The following is a 15,689-nucleotide window of genomic DNA, read 5'->3' as shown; positions in this document are numbered from 1 at the left end:
TGTTGTGCCACTCACTGTCCGGCCAGGGCGGGGACCGCTCCACCGCCCCCGCCGCACACCCCGTTCGGAATATCCGAACGCACCGTACGCTTGGCTCCCGCAGAGCCGGACCGACCCTGGGGGACCCGTGGAACTGAGGCAGTTGCGTACCTTCGAGGCGGTCGTGGCCCATCACACCGTCACGGACGCCGCCGTGGCGCTCGGCCTCGCACCCTCGTCCGTCTCGGAGCAGATACGCACCCTGGAGAAGTCCCTCGGCGTCCCCCTCTTCGACCGGGCGCCGCGCGGAATGACGCTCACGGCGGCCGGGAACCGCCTGCTGCTCTGGTCGCGGCGCCTGCTCGACCAGGCCGAGCAGGCCCGGCGCGAGGTCGTCGACGCGCGTCCCCGGCTGCGGCTCGGCGCGCTGGAGACCATCGCAGCCACGCATGTGCCCGCCGTCCTGGCCCGGCTCGCCGAACGCCGCCCCGAGCTGGACATCTCGCTGCACACCGACAGCGCGCGCGACGGACTGCTCAACTCCGTCGCCACCGGGGAGCTGGAGGCGGTGCTGATCCTGGACACCTCGGGCCCGCTGGGCGAGCTCGGCTTCAACCTGCCGCCGGTCCCGCTGGACTTCGTCGATCTGGAGGACGTCCCGCTCGCGCTCGTCGTGGCACCAGCACATCCGCTCGCCACCGAGAACGCGCTCACCCGGGACGATCTGCGGGGCCAGCGGCTCCTGGTCAACACCCCCGCGTGCAGTTTCTGGCTCGCCGGGGAGCGGCTGCTCGGGCCGGACGTCGAGCGGATCCGCACCGGCGGGGTGGCCGTGGCCCGCGCGTGTGCGGAGCGCGGTCTGGGCATGGCGCTGCTGCCCGAGTTCGCCGTACGGGACGAGCTGGACTCCGGCTCGCTGGTCCGGCTCCCGCTGGACTCCCCCGCGCTCCACCTGCATCTGCGGGTGGTCTGGCGCGCGGACCGGGAAGCCGTGCCGGGGCTGCGGGAGGTGCTGTACGCCGTCGCCGCGTGAGCGTGAACCCTGGCGCGGAACGGTCAGGAGTTCGCCAAACTCCGACCAAATCCCGCCAGTTCGCGGCAGCGCTCCCTATGCTCACCCGCGCACGGAAATCGCGTAGCAGTCATGCGGCACAACAACGAAACACCGCACCCGGCACAGCACAGCACCACCCAGGACAGTCACCAGGCACCACAGCCAAAGGACCATGGGGGGTCTCATGCGTGTACGTGCAACAGCATCGGTATGGCCGGCGAGAGCGTCGTTCTGGGCGGTCGCCTCGGCGGCGCTGACGCTTCTCGCTCCCTCGATCGGCCAGGCGGCCGACCAGCCCGTACGGCTGGTCTCGCCCGGCGACCCGTACGCCGCCTGCAACATCTCCGGGGACGGCCCCGGCACCAACTATCCCGCCGCCGAGGAGGAGCCGAACCTCTCGGCCAATCCGCGCGACGCCCACAACGTCATCGGGGCCTTCCAGCAGGACCGCTGGTCCAACGGCGGCTCGCGCGGGCTGACGTCGACGTACACCACGGACGGTGAGCACTTCACGACCGTGCCGCTGCCCTTCTCGCACTGCGCGCCCGGCGGGCTCGCGTACCAGCGCGCGTCGGACCCATGGGTGAGTTTCGGCCCGGACGGCGTCGCGTACGCCAGCGGGCTGGTCTTCGACGCGACCACCGCCCGTAACGGAGTGGCCGCGACCACCTCGTACGACGGCGGGAAGAGCTGGCGCAACACCACCGAGCTGATCAAGGACACGGACGCGGCGTTCGTCGACGACAAGAACGCCGTGACCGCCGACCCGCTGCACCCTGGCACGGCCTACCAGGTCTGGGACCGTATCCAGCAGGTGCCGACCGGTCCGAACGCGGTCTTCGACGGACCCGCCTACATCTCCATCACCCGTGACGGCGGCCGGAGTTGGTCCACCGCCCGGCCCTTCGTCGACACCAGCGTCGTTCCCAATTCGCAGACGATCGGCAACGTCATCGTGGCAGACCCGCGCGACGGCACCCTCTACGACTTCTTCGAGTGGCAGACCTACTCGGACGTCAACGCCACCACGGCCACCGACATCCACTTCGCGGTGGTGCACTCGCACGACCAGGGTCGCACCTGGTCCAAGCCCGAGACGGTCGCCACCGACACCGCGGTCCCCGAGCTGGACCCCAACGCGCCCACCGACTCCACCAAGGCGCTGCGCGCCGGATCCGGGCTGCCCAGCGCGGCGATCGACCCCCGGACCGGTGAGCTGTACATGGCGTACGAGGGAAGCGAGTTCACGGGCGGGAAGTTCGACGCCATCCAGCTGGTGCACTCGACCGACGGCGGGCACACCTGGTCCGGCCCGACCCGGATCAACCAGGCGCCGAACGCGCCCGCGTTCACCCCGGCCATCGCCGTGGACGGGCGGGGAACGGTCTCGCTGACGTACTACGACCTGCGCTTCCTGACGCCCGGCAACACCACGACCCTGCCCACGGCGGAGTGGCTGGTGTCCTTCCCGCGCGGCGGTGAGCAGTTCCCCTCGGAACGGCGGATCAGCCGGGTCTTCGACTGGCTGCAGGCGCCGATCGCGGGCTGGGGGCACTTCCTGGGCGACTACCAGGGGCTGGTCACGGACGGGCCCGGTGCCCTGCGTCCGCTCCTCGTGGAGGCCAATGACAACCAGCCGCTGAACTCCACGGACGCCTTCAGCGGCCTCCTGCGTCCGGCGACCGCGCCCACCACCTCGACCCCGGCGGCCATCCCGCACACGGTCACCCCGGCCCATACCCCCGCACACTCCACACGTCGCTAGCCCGCGTACCTGGCTGCCGGGGCTCCCCCCTAAAATCGTCCCGCCGGCGGCAGTCGCCGGCAGCCAGGAGGACAGCGCGCGGTGAACAGCCATGGTGACGTACCGATCTACGCCCAGCTCATACGGGAACGGGGCGACGTCCCCGGCGACGTACGCCGGGAGGCCGAACACATCCAGCGCAGCCTGGAACGTGTGATCGCGCCGCCCCGCTCCAACCTTCCGGCGCCGATGTACCGCTGAGTCCGACATAGGCCCCATGCGCCGCTAAGTCCGATGCCCGCCGGTGAGTGTGTCAGTGTGCCGACTTCTGCGGGCCTGAGCCGATCACCTTCGCCGGGCACAGCAGCCGCGGCTTCTTGTCGCCCTTCAGCTTCGCGCTCACGCATCCGCCGGGCAGGCCGTCGTGGGCCTTCGTGCCGAAGTTGGCGGTGACGGTCAGCGCGCCCTTGCCGAAGACCGTGCGCTGCACGCTGCGGTCACCCGTGAGCCACGCGAAGGACGTGAGCTGCTCGGTGCCCGCCTTCTCGTGGAGCGGGGCGAAGTACTGCTGCAGGGCGGCGAGTTCGGACCCGTACTGCTGGATCGTCGGTCCGTCCAGGACGTAGTTCAGCGGCACGTTGTAGAGCATCGCGAGCAGCGCCCGGGTCGTCTTCTGCTGGGGAAGCTTGCCGAAGGACAGCTCCCACCGTTCGACGTTGACGAGCGAGCCGTGCAGGGCGGTCTCGTACAGCGGGATGCGGTACTTCGGGTCGTACATCTCCTTGGCCAGGTCGGCTGGGAGGTCGATCGGCTTGAAGAAGGTCTTCGGCGCCTTCTCGGGGACGTAGCCGCCCCAGGTCTCCTTGTTGCGCTCCAGCTTCCACAGCCCGCCCGCGACCGGGGTGGCCGAGCCGTGGTTGAAGTCGACGACGCCGTTCGCCCAGGAGACGGCGGCCTCCGAGCCCAGGACGAGCCCGCCGTCCTGGAGGCGCTTCATCCGGGCGATACGGTTGGCCCGGTCCTGGGCCATGGTCATCTTGTGGCCGGGCGCGTAGTCGCGGAACAGGTCGCCCGCCGAGTCCACGTCCAGGAAGTAGCTGTCGGAGCCGTTGGCCACCATCGCGCGGGTGCGGGCGGCGAGATACCCCTTGGTCGGCTCGGACTGCTCGAACGCCTGGGTGCTGAGGTAGCAGCCCCGGTTCCCGAAACCGGTCTCCGGCTTGCCCTTGGCGTCGATCACGCAGTAGTCCGGGTAGACCGTGTCGGGCCACGCCGAGTTCGGCGAGTCGGCGGTGGCGCGGTCCTGCCCGTTGGCGAAGGAGTCGTACGGGCCGACGAGGTAGCCGTCCTTCTTCGCGGCGCTCACCGCGTCGGCGCCCATCGGGTCGTTGCCGGGGTCGTAGCCGAGCCACATCCGGCTCACCCCGAGGCGGCGCAGCGCCTCGACGCCCTGCGGCTTGCGGGCGTCGCCCCACAGATAGGCGTGGAAGGCGCCGAGCAGCTTCCCGGTGGCCGGGTTCTTCTTGATCTTCTCGCGCAGGCTGCCGAGTTCACCGTGCTCCAAGAGCCAGTCGCGGTAGTCGACGGCCGGGGCGACCGGGTTGCCGTCGGTGAGTTTGAACGTGACGGTGTACGAGCGGGTGTCGGCGCCCGCGTCGAAGGTGTGGGTGGCCGTGTTGCGCAGCCGCCCGTGGTCGGAGACGAAGCGCAGCGAGGTGCCGATGTCGGTGGGGACGAGATAGCTGGCGCCGTGCCTGCCGTACGTATAGCCCCACAGCGGCATGCTCAGCGCGCCGGAGCCCAGGTCGATCGGATCGCCGGTCAGTCCACGGTCGGGGGCGTTCCAGAACGCGTCCGAGACGGGTATGTCCAGGCCCTCGCCGCGCGGGAGTTGGAGGTCCGAGGCCGACCGGTCGGCGCCGGTGACCGGCCAGCGCACCTCGCCGTCGCGCTGCGCCCGCATGCTGACCTTCAGCCGCCCGTGATCGGAGACGGCGGTGACGGCCAGCCCCTGGTCGGGGTAGGTCCAGCCGGCTCCCCCATCGACGTCGGTGACGGGGCCCGGCTCGCCGAGGCCGGTGGCGGCCGGGGCGGACAGCTCCAGGTCACCACCGGACGCCGGATGCGCCCGTACGCCGAGCGAGGCGATGTCGACGACTGCCGTGCCGCCCTCGACGGCGACGGTCAGCTTGCCGTCCCGGACCGAGTGGGCGGGGTGGGAGCCCGCCGGAGCCGAGTCGACCTCGGCTCCGGCGGCCGTGCTGCAACCCGTGATCGCGGTGAAGGCCAGCAGGGCGGCGAACCCGCGTACGGCGGCGCGCCGTCGGGCGCGGTCGCGATCGTGGTCGTGGAGTGCGGAGTCGGATGTCATGGGTCGTGAATAGTCGTGCGCTCTAAGAGGGTTCTAAGAGCGGTCCCCGTACGGGTGGTTCGGGCGGCTCAGGGAACGGAGATCTCGGCGCGTACGGGCAGGTGGTCGGAGGCGTCGCTGTCGAGGACGTCGGCGCTCCGCGCGCCGATCCCGCGTGAGGTGAGGACGTAGTCGATGCGCTTGCGCGGGTTGCTGACGTCGAACGTGTAGCCGTTGCCGTCTCCCACGGCGCGCCATTGGTCGCGGAGGTGCTTGGTGAGTGTGGTGACCTCGCGGGTGTCCGGGGTGGCGTTGAGGTCCCCGACCAGCACCGTGGGGCGGCCGGACGCGTCGATCACCTTGTCGATCGCGTCCGCCTGGGCCAGCCGCTCGGTCTGCGAGGTGTGCTCCAGATGGGTGTTCAGCATGCGCACGGTGGTGCCGCGCACATTGATGTCGGCCGCGAGGAGCCCGCGTTGCTCGCCCTCCCTCGGGTGCGGCAGAAGGGTGTTGTGCGCGTCGAGGACGGGGAAGCGGGACAGGATGGCGGTCCCGTACTGACGGCGGGAGCCACCGGACCGGGCCGGGTCCTCGTTGATGTTGGCCCCGTAGACCAGATGCATCCCGAGGCGGTCGGCGAGCCAGCTCGCCTGGTCGACGAAGTCGCTGCGCGCGGCGAAGTGCCGGTCGACCTCCTGGAGCCCGACGATGTCGGCGCCGCTGTCCTTGACGACGCGCGCGATGCGGTCGAGATCGAGGCTGTCGTCGGCCCCCGCGCCATGGTGGATGTTGTAGGTGAGAACGGTCAGCGACTGGCTCGCGGCCGCTGCCGCCGGGGACGTCGGCGCGGCGGCCACGGCAAGCGCGGCGAGCAGCGTCAGGGCAGTGGTCGGTGAGGATCTGGCGAGCGCATGAATCATGCTCTCTAACTCCCCACTTATCGGGTGAGATTGACAAAAACCATCCGATTGGATGGAATTTGGCGGCCTGCTGCCGGGGCGAACCGGGCACCCGCCGCGCACCACGACAAGAGGGGCCCTCGGGCAGCGGTCGCTCCGCCACCCGAGGGCCCCTCGGTGGTACGTACTCAGAACGTGAGGTTCCAGGCGTCGATCCGGCCGGTGTCTCCGTCGGCGTTGTCGTTCACCCGGAGCTTCCAGGTGCCGTTGGCCTGCTGCGCGGAGGCGTCGACGGTGTAGACCTGGTTGATGTCGACCGTGCCGCCGCCGGTGTGGTCGTGCAGGGTGTACACCGTGCCGTCGGGGGCGACGAGGTCGACCTTCAGGTCGCCGATGTAGGTGTGCTTGATGGCCACGCCCACCTTCAGCGCGGCCGGTGCGTTGCCGCTCACGCCGCTGACCGTGATGGGGCTCTCGACGGTGGTGTTGTCGTCGATGGCGACGTCGGTCTGGTTCTCGAAGTACTTGCCCGCGGGCGGCGTCGCGCCGACCGCCTTGAGCGCGTCGACCTGGCCCTCGCCGAAGAAGCTGTTGTTGGCAGTGGTGCCGGTGCACCGGCTGTCAGACGGGCAGGCGACGTCGTCGGCCTGGACGGCCAGCTTGTCGCGGATCTGCGCCGGGGTGATGCCGGGGTTGGCGCTCGCGATGAGCGCGGCCACGCCCACGACGTGCGGCGAGGCCATCGACGTACCGCTCTTGGTGCCGTACTTGCCACCCGGCAGCGTGGAGTACACACCGTTGGCGCCGTCGCCGCCCGGGGCCGCGACGTCGATCACACCGTTGCCGAAGTTGGAGTACGACGCCTTCACATTGCCGCTGCCCATGGCCGCGACCGTGACGACACCCGGGAGCTCGGTGGGGATGTCGAGGCAGGCGTTGGTGATGCGGCGGGTGGTCGGGGTGGAGTCGTTGGGGCTTGCGGTGTCCGTGGTCTTGTTGGCGAGGTCGTAGTTGGCGTTGCCCGCGGCGGCGACCTGGAGGGAGCCCTTGCCGTCCGCGTACGCCTGGGCCCGGCTCACGCCCTCGATGATGGCGGCCTGGTCTGCGTCGTCGGGGCAGTTGAACTGCCAGGGGTCGGTGTAGTAGCTGTTGTTGGTGACCTTGAAGCCGTGGTCACCGGCCCACACCAGACCGCAGATCGTGTTCTCGGCGTAGAAGAGGGTGGAGCCCGGCTCGGCGAGGCGGACCGAGGCGATCCTCACGCCCGGAGCGACACCGACGACGCCCTTGCCGTTCTTCGCGGCCGCGATGGTGCCCGCGACATGGGTGCCATGGCTGTCCACGTCACGCCACGCGCCCGTACGGGTGTCGGGCTTGCCGTAGGCGCAGGACACCGAGTCGGCCGCGTCGAAGTTGGGCGCGAGGTCCTGGTGCTGGTCGTCCACACCGGTGTCCAGGATGCCGACCTTCACCGAGGCGGAGCCGGGGTTGACGGCCCACGCCTGGTCGGCCTTGATCTGGCTCATGTCCCAGCGCACCGGCTCGCCCGCCGGGGTGGTGGACTGCGCGGGGTTGTTGGGCAGCGCCGGGTTGTCGGCGTCGGCCGGTACATCGGCGGTACGGGTGGCGCCGACCTGCTGCACTCCGGACACACCCCGCATGGTGGTGGCGAAGGTGGCGGAGGCCGAGTGCGCGACGATCACGCCGATCGCGTCGAAGGACGAGAAGACCGTGCCACCGTTGGCGGTGACGGCCGAGCGCACCGCCGTGCTGTCACCGGGGGCGGTGATGACCAGGTAGGCACGGGTGCCGGCCACGACCGCACTCCGGCCCGCGACCGGGGCGGCGGCCGCGTGCCGGGACGGCGACGGCGACGGTGCGACGGGCTGGGTGCTCGCGAGCGCGGGCGCCGCGAACGTCAGCGCGGCCCCGACGGCCGCAGCCGCGATCAGGGCACGTCGGGGGCGTCTGGATATGGGGGGTATCAATGCGTCCTCCGATGACCCGGGGGCCGTTGGCACCTACCGGGTCGTACGAAACGAGTGGTGGACGCAAGATGTCAGACGATCACCCGGGGAGGGAAGTCCCTTTTGCTGTACGGACGTTGCCCGGGCGAGCGGAATGCCCGGCTCAGGGGTGTGGCCGGCGGTACTGAGGTTCCCGGGTGCTCGTCAGGTGAGCTCAGAGGGCGTGCCCGGTCGTCGCGTCCACATGGCCGGGGACCTCGTCGTGGCGGTCGCCCACCGACAGCGTTCCGCTGGGCTCGAACATGAGGATCGAGGCACCGTCGGGCGCGGACGGCTTGTGCTCGGTGCCGCGCGGGACGGTGAAGACCGAGCCGGTGGGCAGGGTCACGGAACGCTCCCCGCTGGGCTCGCGCAGCGCGATGCTCAACTCCCCGTCGAGTACGAGGAAGAACTCGTCGGTGTGCTCGTGGACGTGCCAGATGTGATCGCCCTCGACCTTGGCGACGCGTACGTCGTAGTCGTTGACGCGGGTGACGATGTGGGGGCTCCACAGGGCGTCGAAGGAGGCCAGGGCCTGCGTCAGCGCGATGGGGGCACTGGCCTTGTTGTCGTTCTCGTTGCTCATGGGGTCATCCTCGGCCGTGGCGCGCCACCGCCACGAGTGCTAGAAATCGCATATGCCGCAAGATTCCTCTCAGGGGACGGCTGATCACCGCACCCACCGCGTCGTCGTGATCGTCGACGAGAACTCCAACCCCTTCGAACTCGGCTGTGTGACCGAGGTGTTCGGGCTGCGCAGGCCCGAACTGGGCCGCGACCTCTACGACTTCACCCTGTGCTCCCCCGAGCCGCGGACCGTGATGCGCGACGGGTTCTTCACGCTCACCGGTGTGGCGCCGCTCGACGCGGCCGACACGGCGGACACCCTGATCGTGCCGAACCGGCCGGACACCGATGTGCCGCGCCGCCCGGCGGTGCTCGACGCCATCCGGCGCGCGCACGCACGGGGCGCGCGGCTGGTGGGGATGTGCAGCGGCGCCTTCACGCTGGCCGAGGCCGGGGTACTGGACGGGCGCCGGGCCACCGCGCACTGGCAGTGGGCCGACTCCTTCCGGGCCCGCTTCCCCTCGGTCGAGCTCCAGCCGGACGTCCTGTTCGTCGACGACGGCGACATCCTCACCGCGGCGGGCAGTGCGGCCGCGCTCGACCTCGGACTGCATCTGGTCCGCCGCGACCACGGCGCGGAAGTGGCGAACTCGGTGAGCCGGCGCCTCGTCTTCGCCGCGCACCGGGACGGCGGCCAGCGCCAGTTCGTGGAGCGGCCCGTCCCCGATGTGCCGGACGAATCCCTGGCGCCGGTCCTGGCCTGGGCGCAGGAACGGCTCGGCGAACCACTCACGGTGATCGACCTCGCGGCCCGTGCGGCTGTGAGCCCCGCCACTTTGCACCGCCGCTTCCGCGTCCAGCTCGGCACGACTCCGCTGGCCTGGCTCACCGGTGAGCGCGTCGCCCTCGCGTGCCGTCTCATCGAGCGCGGCGAGCAGCGGCTCGACGCCGTCGCTCAGCGTAGCGGCCTGGGCACGGCGGCGAACCTGCGCGCCCGGCTGCGCCGTGAGACTGGTCTCAGTCCGTCCGCGTACCGGCGACGTTTCGGGCCAGGCACCGAGCCCCGACACGGCTTTGCATGATCTTTGTTGTGAGGTTCCTGTGGCAGGTCATACGATCCAGGCCACGTGCCATGGGCCTACCTGACCAGGGGCCCTTTGCTTGGGCACGGTTAATCGGCCCGGTGGCGGGACACCACCGGCAAGGGGACTACCAAACCAATGCTTGATCCGACGCGCGCGCTCATATCGACGATGCAACGGCCGGAAACCGCTTCTCCACCCGAAGCCACCCGTCCCAGACGCATCTACGCGCTCGACGGACTCCGGCTGATCGCGGCCCTCACCGTGGTGCTCTACCACTACATGGCCCGCGGCGGCGGCTGGCACACCGACGTGAAGACACTCTTCCCGCAGGCGTTCCCGGTGGCCGCCTACGGCTGGCTGGGTGTCCAGCTCTTCTTCCTGATCAGCGGCTTCGTCATCTGTATGAGCTGCTGGGGCAAGTCGCTCAAGGACTTCTTCGTCTCGCGAGTGGTGCGCCTCTACCCCGCGTACTGGTTCGGGGTCCTCGCCACCACGCTGACCGTCGCCCTCATACCCGGCGGCGCGAAGCCACTGCCCTGGAACGCGGTGATCACCAACCTCACCATGCTCCAGGAGCCGATCGGGGTGGAGCACGTCGACGGCGTCTACTGGACGCTCTTCGCCGAGCTGCGTTTCTATCTGTTGTTCGCCGTTGTCGCCTGGTGGGGTCTCACCTATCGCAGAGTGCTCGCGTTCTGCTGCATATGGGCCGTGACCAGCGTGTTCTTCGCCAATGCGCCGACCAACAGCCCGCTGCGGCTGCTGATCATGCCGGACAACAGCTGGTACTTCATCGCGGGCATGGCGTTCTACCTGATGTACCGGTTCCGCCCGAACCTGATGCTGACCGGCGTCGTCCTGCTGTGTTTCTCCGCCAGTCTTCCCTTCGCCCTCAACACCTGGGCGAACACCGAGAAGTACATGGGACACAACGTCCCGTCCTGGCCGGTGGTCCTGATCATCGCCGCGTGCTTCGGCCTCATGGCCCTCGTCGCCACCGGCAAGCTCTCGGGCATCACCTGGCGCTGGCTGCCCTACGCGGGCGCCCTCACCTACCCGCTGTACCTCCTGCACGAGGTCATCGGACGTGAGCTGTTCAGCTCGCTGTCCCCGCGGGTGCCCGCCTACGCGCTGCTCTGCTCGGTGATCGTCACCATGCTGTGTGCCGCCTGGCTGGTGCACCGCTATGTCGAGAGACCGCTGGGCCGCCGGCTCAAGCAGGGCCTCGCCCAGCTCTGACCTTCGTATCACCGGCCGGAGAAACCCCACACTCCGGCCGGTGCGCCGCGGAGCCCCGTCGAGGCGTACTCCGCATTTCACATCACCCATATCAGCACCACTCACAGGGGCGTGCGACCTCCTGTGCGTCCGCTGCGCTCCCGTCCAAAGGACCGACCGCCCCACCGATCGGAGCTCAGGAAAGGCCACTACCGACCATGCGACTTCTCAAGCGCTTCACCACTCCCTCGCTGCCGCAGCCCCGGCAGCCCGCGACCGCCGCGCCCCATCTGCAGATCTGCGCCCACACGGACGACGACCTGTACTTCATGACGCCGGACCTGCTGGAGTCCCTGCAATCGGGAGTGGGCATGGTCAGTGTGTATCTGACCACCGGCGAGGCCGACGGCATCAACCTCCCCACGGACGACCCCGGCCGCAAGACCGCCGTGCCCGACTTCGCGGGATACACCGCCGCGCGCCAGCACGGCATACGCGCCGCGTACGCCGCCATGGTCACCGGGAACCGTCGCGCCGACTGGCAGCGCTCGGCCATGAAGGTCCACGACGGCGTCACCGCCGAGATCAGCACACTCGATGACGGCCGGGTCACCCTGATCTTCCTCAACCTGCGCACCGGCCTCGGCGCCAACGGCGCGAGCATCATGGGCCTGTGGCGCAAGCTCAACCCGCGCCTGGACACCCTGCGGCCCACCGACAGCCCCATCCCCGCCAAGAGCGACGGCCGACCGTTCACCCGCGACGGGGTCATCGACACGCTGACCGACATCCTCCAGACATATGCACCGAGCGTCGTGCGCGTGATGAACCCCGACCCGGAGCGCACCGGGATCGACAAGGCCACCGGCCACATCACCTACGCCGACAACTCCGACCACACCGCCGCCGCGTGCTTCGCCCTGGCCGCCCTTGAGGCGTACGAGCGGACCAACCCCGTGTGCAAGCCCGCCGTCGAGAGCTACATCGGCTACTGCAACAAGCTCCGCCCGAACAACCTCAGCGCCCAGCAGGCCGCCCGCAAGTTCTCCTACCTCGCGGTGTACGGCGGCGAGGACGGCCACGAGTGCCGTGAGGCCCCCGGCATGTGCGGTGACCGTGTGCTGGGCGACCGCTCGTACAACCGCTTCTACGGGCAGAGCACCAGCTACCGCTGGCAGCCGAGCACCAGCTGGCTCCAGCAGCGCTCCGACGGCCGGCTCACCGCCTTCGCGGTGCTCGGCGGCCGCCCGGTGATGTGGACGCAGGACCGGCCGGGCGGCGAGACCTGGTCGGGGCCCGAGGCGCTCGGGCAGTGGCCCCGGGGCGAGGGCCGCTGCCTGGACCGGCTCGACGCCGTGCGCGACGCGGGCGGCCGCATCCATGTCATCGCGGTGCGCGCCACGCTCGGCGCCGCGCCCGAAGCGCACCAGCGCGACCTGATGCACGTCGTCCAGGACGCCGTCACCGGCGAGTTCGGCGCCTGGACCGACCTCAAGAGCCCGTACGGCACGTCGGCGGAGCACGAGCCGCGCCGCCGGGCGCTCGGCATGCCCGTGGTCGCCGCCACCGACAAGGGCATCCAGGTCGTGATCCGCAACTTCGGCACCGGACTGAGCTCGCGGGTGTACACCCCGAGCGGCTGGGAGCCGTGGGGAGACCTCCAGGGCGGTGCGCTGGAGGGTGCGGCCGCCGTCACCCGGGGCGACGGGGCCGTCGAGGTCTACGCCACCAGCCGGATGATCGGCATGGGCATGCTGCGCTGGTACCAGCAGACGCCCAGCGGCCCGTTCCAGCGCGACTACGGCACCCAGCTGGCGCGGCCCGCGGCGCCGGTGACGCTCCTTGAGCAGTCGGACGGCCGACTGATGATGATCTCGCGGCAGCCGGGGACCGGCTGGTTGCTGGTCAACCGTCAGCGCGAGGCGGGCGGGACCTGGGACACGCAGCCCGAGATCGCCGACACCAACCCCGGGTTCGGCCCGCTCGCCCATGTGCTGCTGCCCACCGGCGAGGCCGCCGTGGTCCAGCGCACCGACGACAACGGGCTGAGCCTCTCGCTCCAGCCGCTGGACGGCAGCCCGGTCCGCCAGCGGTGGATCCCGCTCGGCGGCGGCCCGCTGGTGCACGCCCCCTCCGCCGTCCTGGACGCCGAGGGCCGCGTGGTCGTCGCGGTCCTGGACACCCAGGCCCGGCTCACCACCCTCACCCTGGACCCGGCCGACGGCTTCGAGCCCCAGGCCGCGTCCGGCTGGTCGGTCCACCCGGCGCCGACCGCCTCGTAACGCCCATCGGCGGCGCCGTCCTCATCAGGGACGGCGCCGCCCGCCCGGGCCCACCACCGTCGTCGCGAGCGCGGCGGCCGCCGCCACCGACCCGCCGAGCAGCATGACCGCCGACGGTGTGGCGTGGTCGACGACCACCCCGCCGGACAGTGCTCCCAGGGACAACGTCGCCTGGAACGAGGCGGTGAACAGCACCCCGGCCGCCTCCGGGTCGCGCGGCGCCGAGACGGCGAACCAGGTCTGGGAGGAGACGGGCACGGCGCCGTAGCCGATCCCCCACACGACCAGCAGCAGCACCGCTCCCACGGCCGAACCGCCCAGCACGGGCAGCAGCAGAGCAGCCAGGGCGACCAGCGCGGCGGCCCCGCCGAAGGTGGCACGCGGATGGCGGGTCACCATCGCGCCGCCGAGGAAGTTGCCGACGATACCGGCGGCCCCGTACACGAGCAGCAGACCCGTGACCGCGCCCGGGCCGACCCGGGTGACCTGCTCCAGGAACGGCGTCACATACGTATACGCACCGAAGTGGGCGATCACGGTCAGGAACGTGACGAGCAGCGCCCGCCGGATGCCGGTGGTGCGCAGCAGCGAGCGGAGTACGGCGGGACGGACGGCCGCCACGGCGGGCAGCGGCGGCAGGACCACGAGTAACGCCACGAACACCGCTGCCGAGACAACTCCCATGAGGGCGAAGGACGTTCGCCATCCGGCGTGGTCCCCCACCAGGGTCCCGACCGGCACGCCCAGGACCGATCCCAGCGGAACGGCAGCGAAAATCACGGCAGTTGCCCGCCCGACCGACTCCGGCCCCACCAGCCGCTCGGCGAGTCCGGCCGCTATCGACCAGAAGCCGCCGATGGTCACGCCGACGAGCACCCGCGAGACGACCACCAGCCAGTACGCGGGCGCGGCCGCCGCCAGGAAGTCCGCCACGGTAAGCAGCAGCATGAGCGCGCACAGCATCAGACGGCGGTCGATTCGGGCGGTCGCCAGGGTGACGGCGGGCGCGGCCAGCGCGGCGAGGATCCCCGGCATCGTCATCATCAGACCCGCCGTACCGTCCGAGACCCCGAAGTCGGCCCCGATCGGGGTGAGCAGACCGATCGGCAGGATCTCGGTGGTCACGATCGAGAAGAGGCCCGCCGTCACCGACAGCACCGCGAGCCAGCCGGACAGCGGTGGTCGCCGCGTGGCACGGCTTGCAGAGGTCGAGGAGGTGGTGGTGGCTGTGCTCATGTGGTCCCGTCCCGTGACTGGTGGTCCGCCGGTCTTCGTCCCGACAGTCCAGCAGCCGCCCCGGGGCCGGGTCCGGCAGCTTTCCGACGTGATGATCGGGTACGGGGAGTTGGCGCATCCGGAGTAGTCACGGAGAGGCGTTCGTCGCCGCCGGGGGGCGTGGGGCGGATAGTGGACACCGTCTGCACACCGTGCGTCGTCGGAGGAGCGGTCATGGCACGTCGTCCCACGGTCCGCGAGAACGAGCCATCAGGCGTCGGACGGCGTTCCCTGCTGCTGGGCACCGCCGCGTGGTGCGTCTGCGCGGCCGGTTGCTCGACGAGTACGAAGGCGTCGCCGCCCACCGGTTCCCCGTCCACCACCACTTCCCCGTCCGCCGCCGGTTCGCATACCGCATCCGGCTCCACCGCGAGCGCGGGGGCGACGCTGCCGCCCGCCGTGCCGTGGCGGCCGGGCCCGAGCGAGGTCGAACCCGCCGCGAAAGTCGCCGCCGTCCGGCTGATCGAGGCCCTGGGGACCTGGCCGACCGGACAGGGCGGCTCGGACAACGCGGCCGCCCGGGCGGCCGCGCTCGGCATCCCCGCCCGGCTCGCCGGATCACTCGCCGCCCAGGCCGGTCCGCTGACCCCGGCGGCGGACGCGGCGGTCGTCCGGGTCATCGACGCGCAGTACGGCGGGATCCTCTCCCACTCCGCGAGCGTCCTGGTGGTCTGCGCGCAGAGCACCAGGACGGGCGCGGCCGTGCAGGACGGCGGCACCACCGTCGACGTACGGCTCAGCCGCACCTCCACCGGCTGGGGTGTCACCTCCCTGCACCCCGCGAACCCGGGGCCCCCGGCCGCGCTCGGGGCCTCGGCGCGGGCGGTGCTCGCCCAGTCGCGGATCGAGCTGCCGCCTGCCTCGGCCGCCGACATCCGCAGCGGCCAGGTGCACGAGAGCGTGCTGAGCGCGATGCTCCGTCTCGCGGGCGACTACCGGGTGTCGGTGAGTGTCGTACGGACGGGGCACCCGCTGGACGTGTTCGGCACCAACCGGCCGAGCGACCACCCGCTCGGCCGGGCCTTCGACGTCTGGCGCATCGACGGCCACCCGGTCGTCGATCCGGCGACCTCGCGCGGCCTGATCACCGCGTTCATGCGGGCGGCCGCCGCCGCGGGCTCGTACAACGTGGGCGGACCGGTTCAGCTGTCGGGCGGCTCGACGGCGAACCAGTACTTCTCCGACGCCACCCACCACGACCATGTGCACATCGGCTTCACCAGCTGAATG

12 protein-coding genes are annotated in these 15,689 nt (G+C 70.9%); 7 read left to right on the top strand and 5 right to left on the bottom strand.

Annotation, left to right across the window (positions count from 1 at the left end; all coding sequences use genetic code 11):
- The first annotated feature begins 127 nt into the window (after nt 1-127).
- From BG418_RS01875 to BG418_RS01865, 3 genes are all read left to right on the top strand, one after another.
- On the top strand, nt 128-1,012 hold the full coding sequence (locus BG418_RS01875; protein ID WP_188271850.1) for a LysR family transcriptional regulator: 885 nt from the start codon (nt 128-130) through the stop codon (nt 1,010-1,012).
- 205 nt (nt 1,013-1,217) lie between these two features.
- Nucleotides 1,218-2,798, top strand: coding sequence for a sialidase family protein (locus tag BG418_RS01870; protein ID WP_188271849.1), 1,581 nt, complete (start codon nt 1,218-1,220; stop codon nt 2,796-2,798).
- Nucleotides 2,799-2,879: 81 nt separating this feature from the next.
- Nucleotides 2,880-3,038 (top strand): hypothetical protein, encoded by a 159-nt coding sequence (locus BG418_RS01865; protein WP_188271848.1) that lies wholly within the window; start codon nt 2,880-2,882, stop codon nt 3,036-3,038.
- A gap of 52 nt (nt 3,039-3,090) precedes the next feature.
- Here the strand turns inward: BG418_RS01865 and BG418_RS01860 are convergent, their stop codons facing one another.
- The 4 genes from BG418_RS01860 to BG418_RS01845 all read right to left on the bottom strand — a co-directional run bounded on the left by BG418_RS01860 (nt 3,091) and on the right by BG418_RS01845 (nt 8,618).
- Complete coding sequence (locus BG418_RS01860; protein WP_188271847.1) at nt 3,091-5,148, bottom strand: glycoside hydrolase; 2,058 nt, start codon at nt 5,146-5,148, stop codon at nt 3,091-3,093.
- Between the two features lie 68 nt (nt 5,149-5,216).
- Nucleotides 5,217-6,047 carry an endonuclease/exonuclease/phosphatase family protein gene (locus tag BG418_RS01855; protein ID WP_188271846.1) on the bottom strand — a complete coding sequence of 277 codons (831 nt, stop codon included), beginning with the start codon at nt 6,045-6,047 and terminating at the stop codon, nt 5,217-5,219.
- Nucleotides 6,048-6,214: 167 nt separating this feature from the next.
- Nucleotides 6,215-7,975, bottom strand: coding sequence for a S8 family serine peptidase (locus BG418_RS01850; protein WP_188272294.1), 1,761 nt, complete (start codon nt 7,973-7,975; stop codon nt 6,215-6,217).
- A gap of 232 nt (nt 7,976-8,207) precedes the next feature.
- Entirely contained in the window at nt 8,208-8,618 is a 411-nt protein-coding gene (locus BG418_RS01845; protein WP_188271845.1) for a cupin domain-containing protein, read from the bottom strand.
- 52 nt (nt 8,619-8,670) lie between these two features.
- On the opposite strand from BG418_RS01845, the gene BG418_RS01840 reads away from it, so the two are divergent.
- The 3 genes from BG418_RS01840 (at nt 8,671) to BG418_RS01830 (ending at nt 13,184) form a co-directional block, all read left to right on the top strand.
- A complete protein-coding gene (locus BG418_RS01840; protein ID WP_188271844.1) occupies nt 8,671-9,681 on the top strand; it encodes a GlxA family transcriptional regulator in 1,011 nt (336 codons plus the stop codon).
- A 171-nt stretch (nt 9,682-9,852) separates the two neighbouring features.
- The gene (locus BG418_RS01835) at nt 9,853-10,923 is read left to right on the top strand and encodes an acyltransferase (RefSeq protein ID WP_223184206.1); all 1,071 of its coding nucleotides are present in this window, start codon (nt 9,853-9,855) and stop codon (nt 10,921-10,923) included.
- A gap of 197 nt (nt 10,924-11,120) precedes the next feature.
- On the top strand, nt 11,121-13,184 hold the full coding sequence (locus BG418_RS01830; protein ID WP_188271842.1) for a PIG-L family deacetylase: 2,064 nt from the start codon (nt 11,121-11,123) through the stop codon (nt 13,182-13,184).
- Between the two features lie 24 nt (nt 13,185-13,208).
- Here the strand turns inward: BG418_RS01830 and BG418_RS01825 are convergent, their stop codons facing one another.
- Nucleotides 13,209-14,420: an MFS transporter gene (locus BG418_RS01825; RefSeq protein WP_188271841.1), complete on the bottom strand. Its 1,212-nt coding sequence runs from the start codon at nt 14,418-14,420 to the stop codon at nt 13,209-13,211.
- A gap of 213 nt (nt 14,421-14,633) precedes the next feature.
- Between BG418_RS01825 and BG418_RS39435 the strand changes: the two genes are divergently transcribed.
- The gene (locus BG418_RS39435; RefSeq protein WP_223184205.1) at nt 14,634-15,686 is read left to right on the top strand and encodes a hypothetical protein; all 1,053 of its coding nucleotides are present in this window, start codon (nt 14,634-14,636) and stop codon (nt 15,684-15,686) included.
- Nucleotides 15,687-15,689 lie beyond the last annotated feature (3 nt).

The organism is Streptomyces sp. CBMA152, from assembly GCF_014596475.1.
Taxonomy (GTDB): Bacteria; Actinomycetota; Actinomycetes; order Streptomycetales; family Streptomycetaceae; genus Streptomyces.
This window is presented reverse-complemented; position numbering and strand designations above follow the sequence as displayed.

Coding starts and splice junctions, on each gene's coding strand:
- BG418_RS01870 (WP_188271849.1), top strand. CDS start 1,218: ATGCGTGTACGTGCAACAGCATCGGTATGGCCGGCGAGAGCGTCGTTC.
- BG418_RS01860 (WP_188271847.1), bottom strand. CDS start 5,148: ATGACATCCGACTCCGCACTCCACGACCACGATCGCGACCGCGCCCGA.
- BG418_RS01855 (WP_188271846.1), bottom strand. CDS start 6,047: ATGATTCATGCGCTCGCCAGATCCTCACCGACCACTGCCCTGACGCTG.
- BG418_RS01845 (WP_188271845.1), bottom strand. CDS start 8,618: ATGAGCAACGAGAACGACAACAAGGCCAGTGCCCCCATCGCGCTGACG.
- BG418_RS01840 (WP_188271844.1), top strand. CDS start 8,671: ATGCCGCAAGATTCCTCTCAGGGGACGGCTGATCACCGCACCCACCGC.
- BG418_RS01835 (WP_223184206.1), top strand. CDS start 9,853: ATGCAACGGCCGGAAACCGCTTCTCCACCCGAAGCCACCCGTCCCAGA.
- BG418_RS01830 (WP_188271842.1), top strand. CDS start 11,121: ATGCGACTTCTCAAGCGCTTCACCACTCCCTCGCTGCCGCAGCCCCGG.
- BG418_RS01825 (WP_188271841.1), bottom strand. CDS start 14,420: ATGAGCACAGCCACCACCACCTCCTCGACCTCTGCAAGCCGTGCCACG.
- BG418_RS39435 (WP_223184205.1), top strand. CDS start 14,634: ATGGCACGTCGTCCCACGGTCCGCGAGAACGAGCCATCAGGCGTCGGA.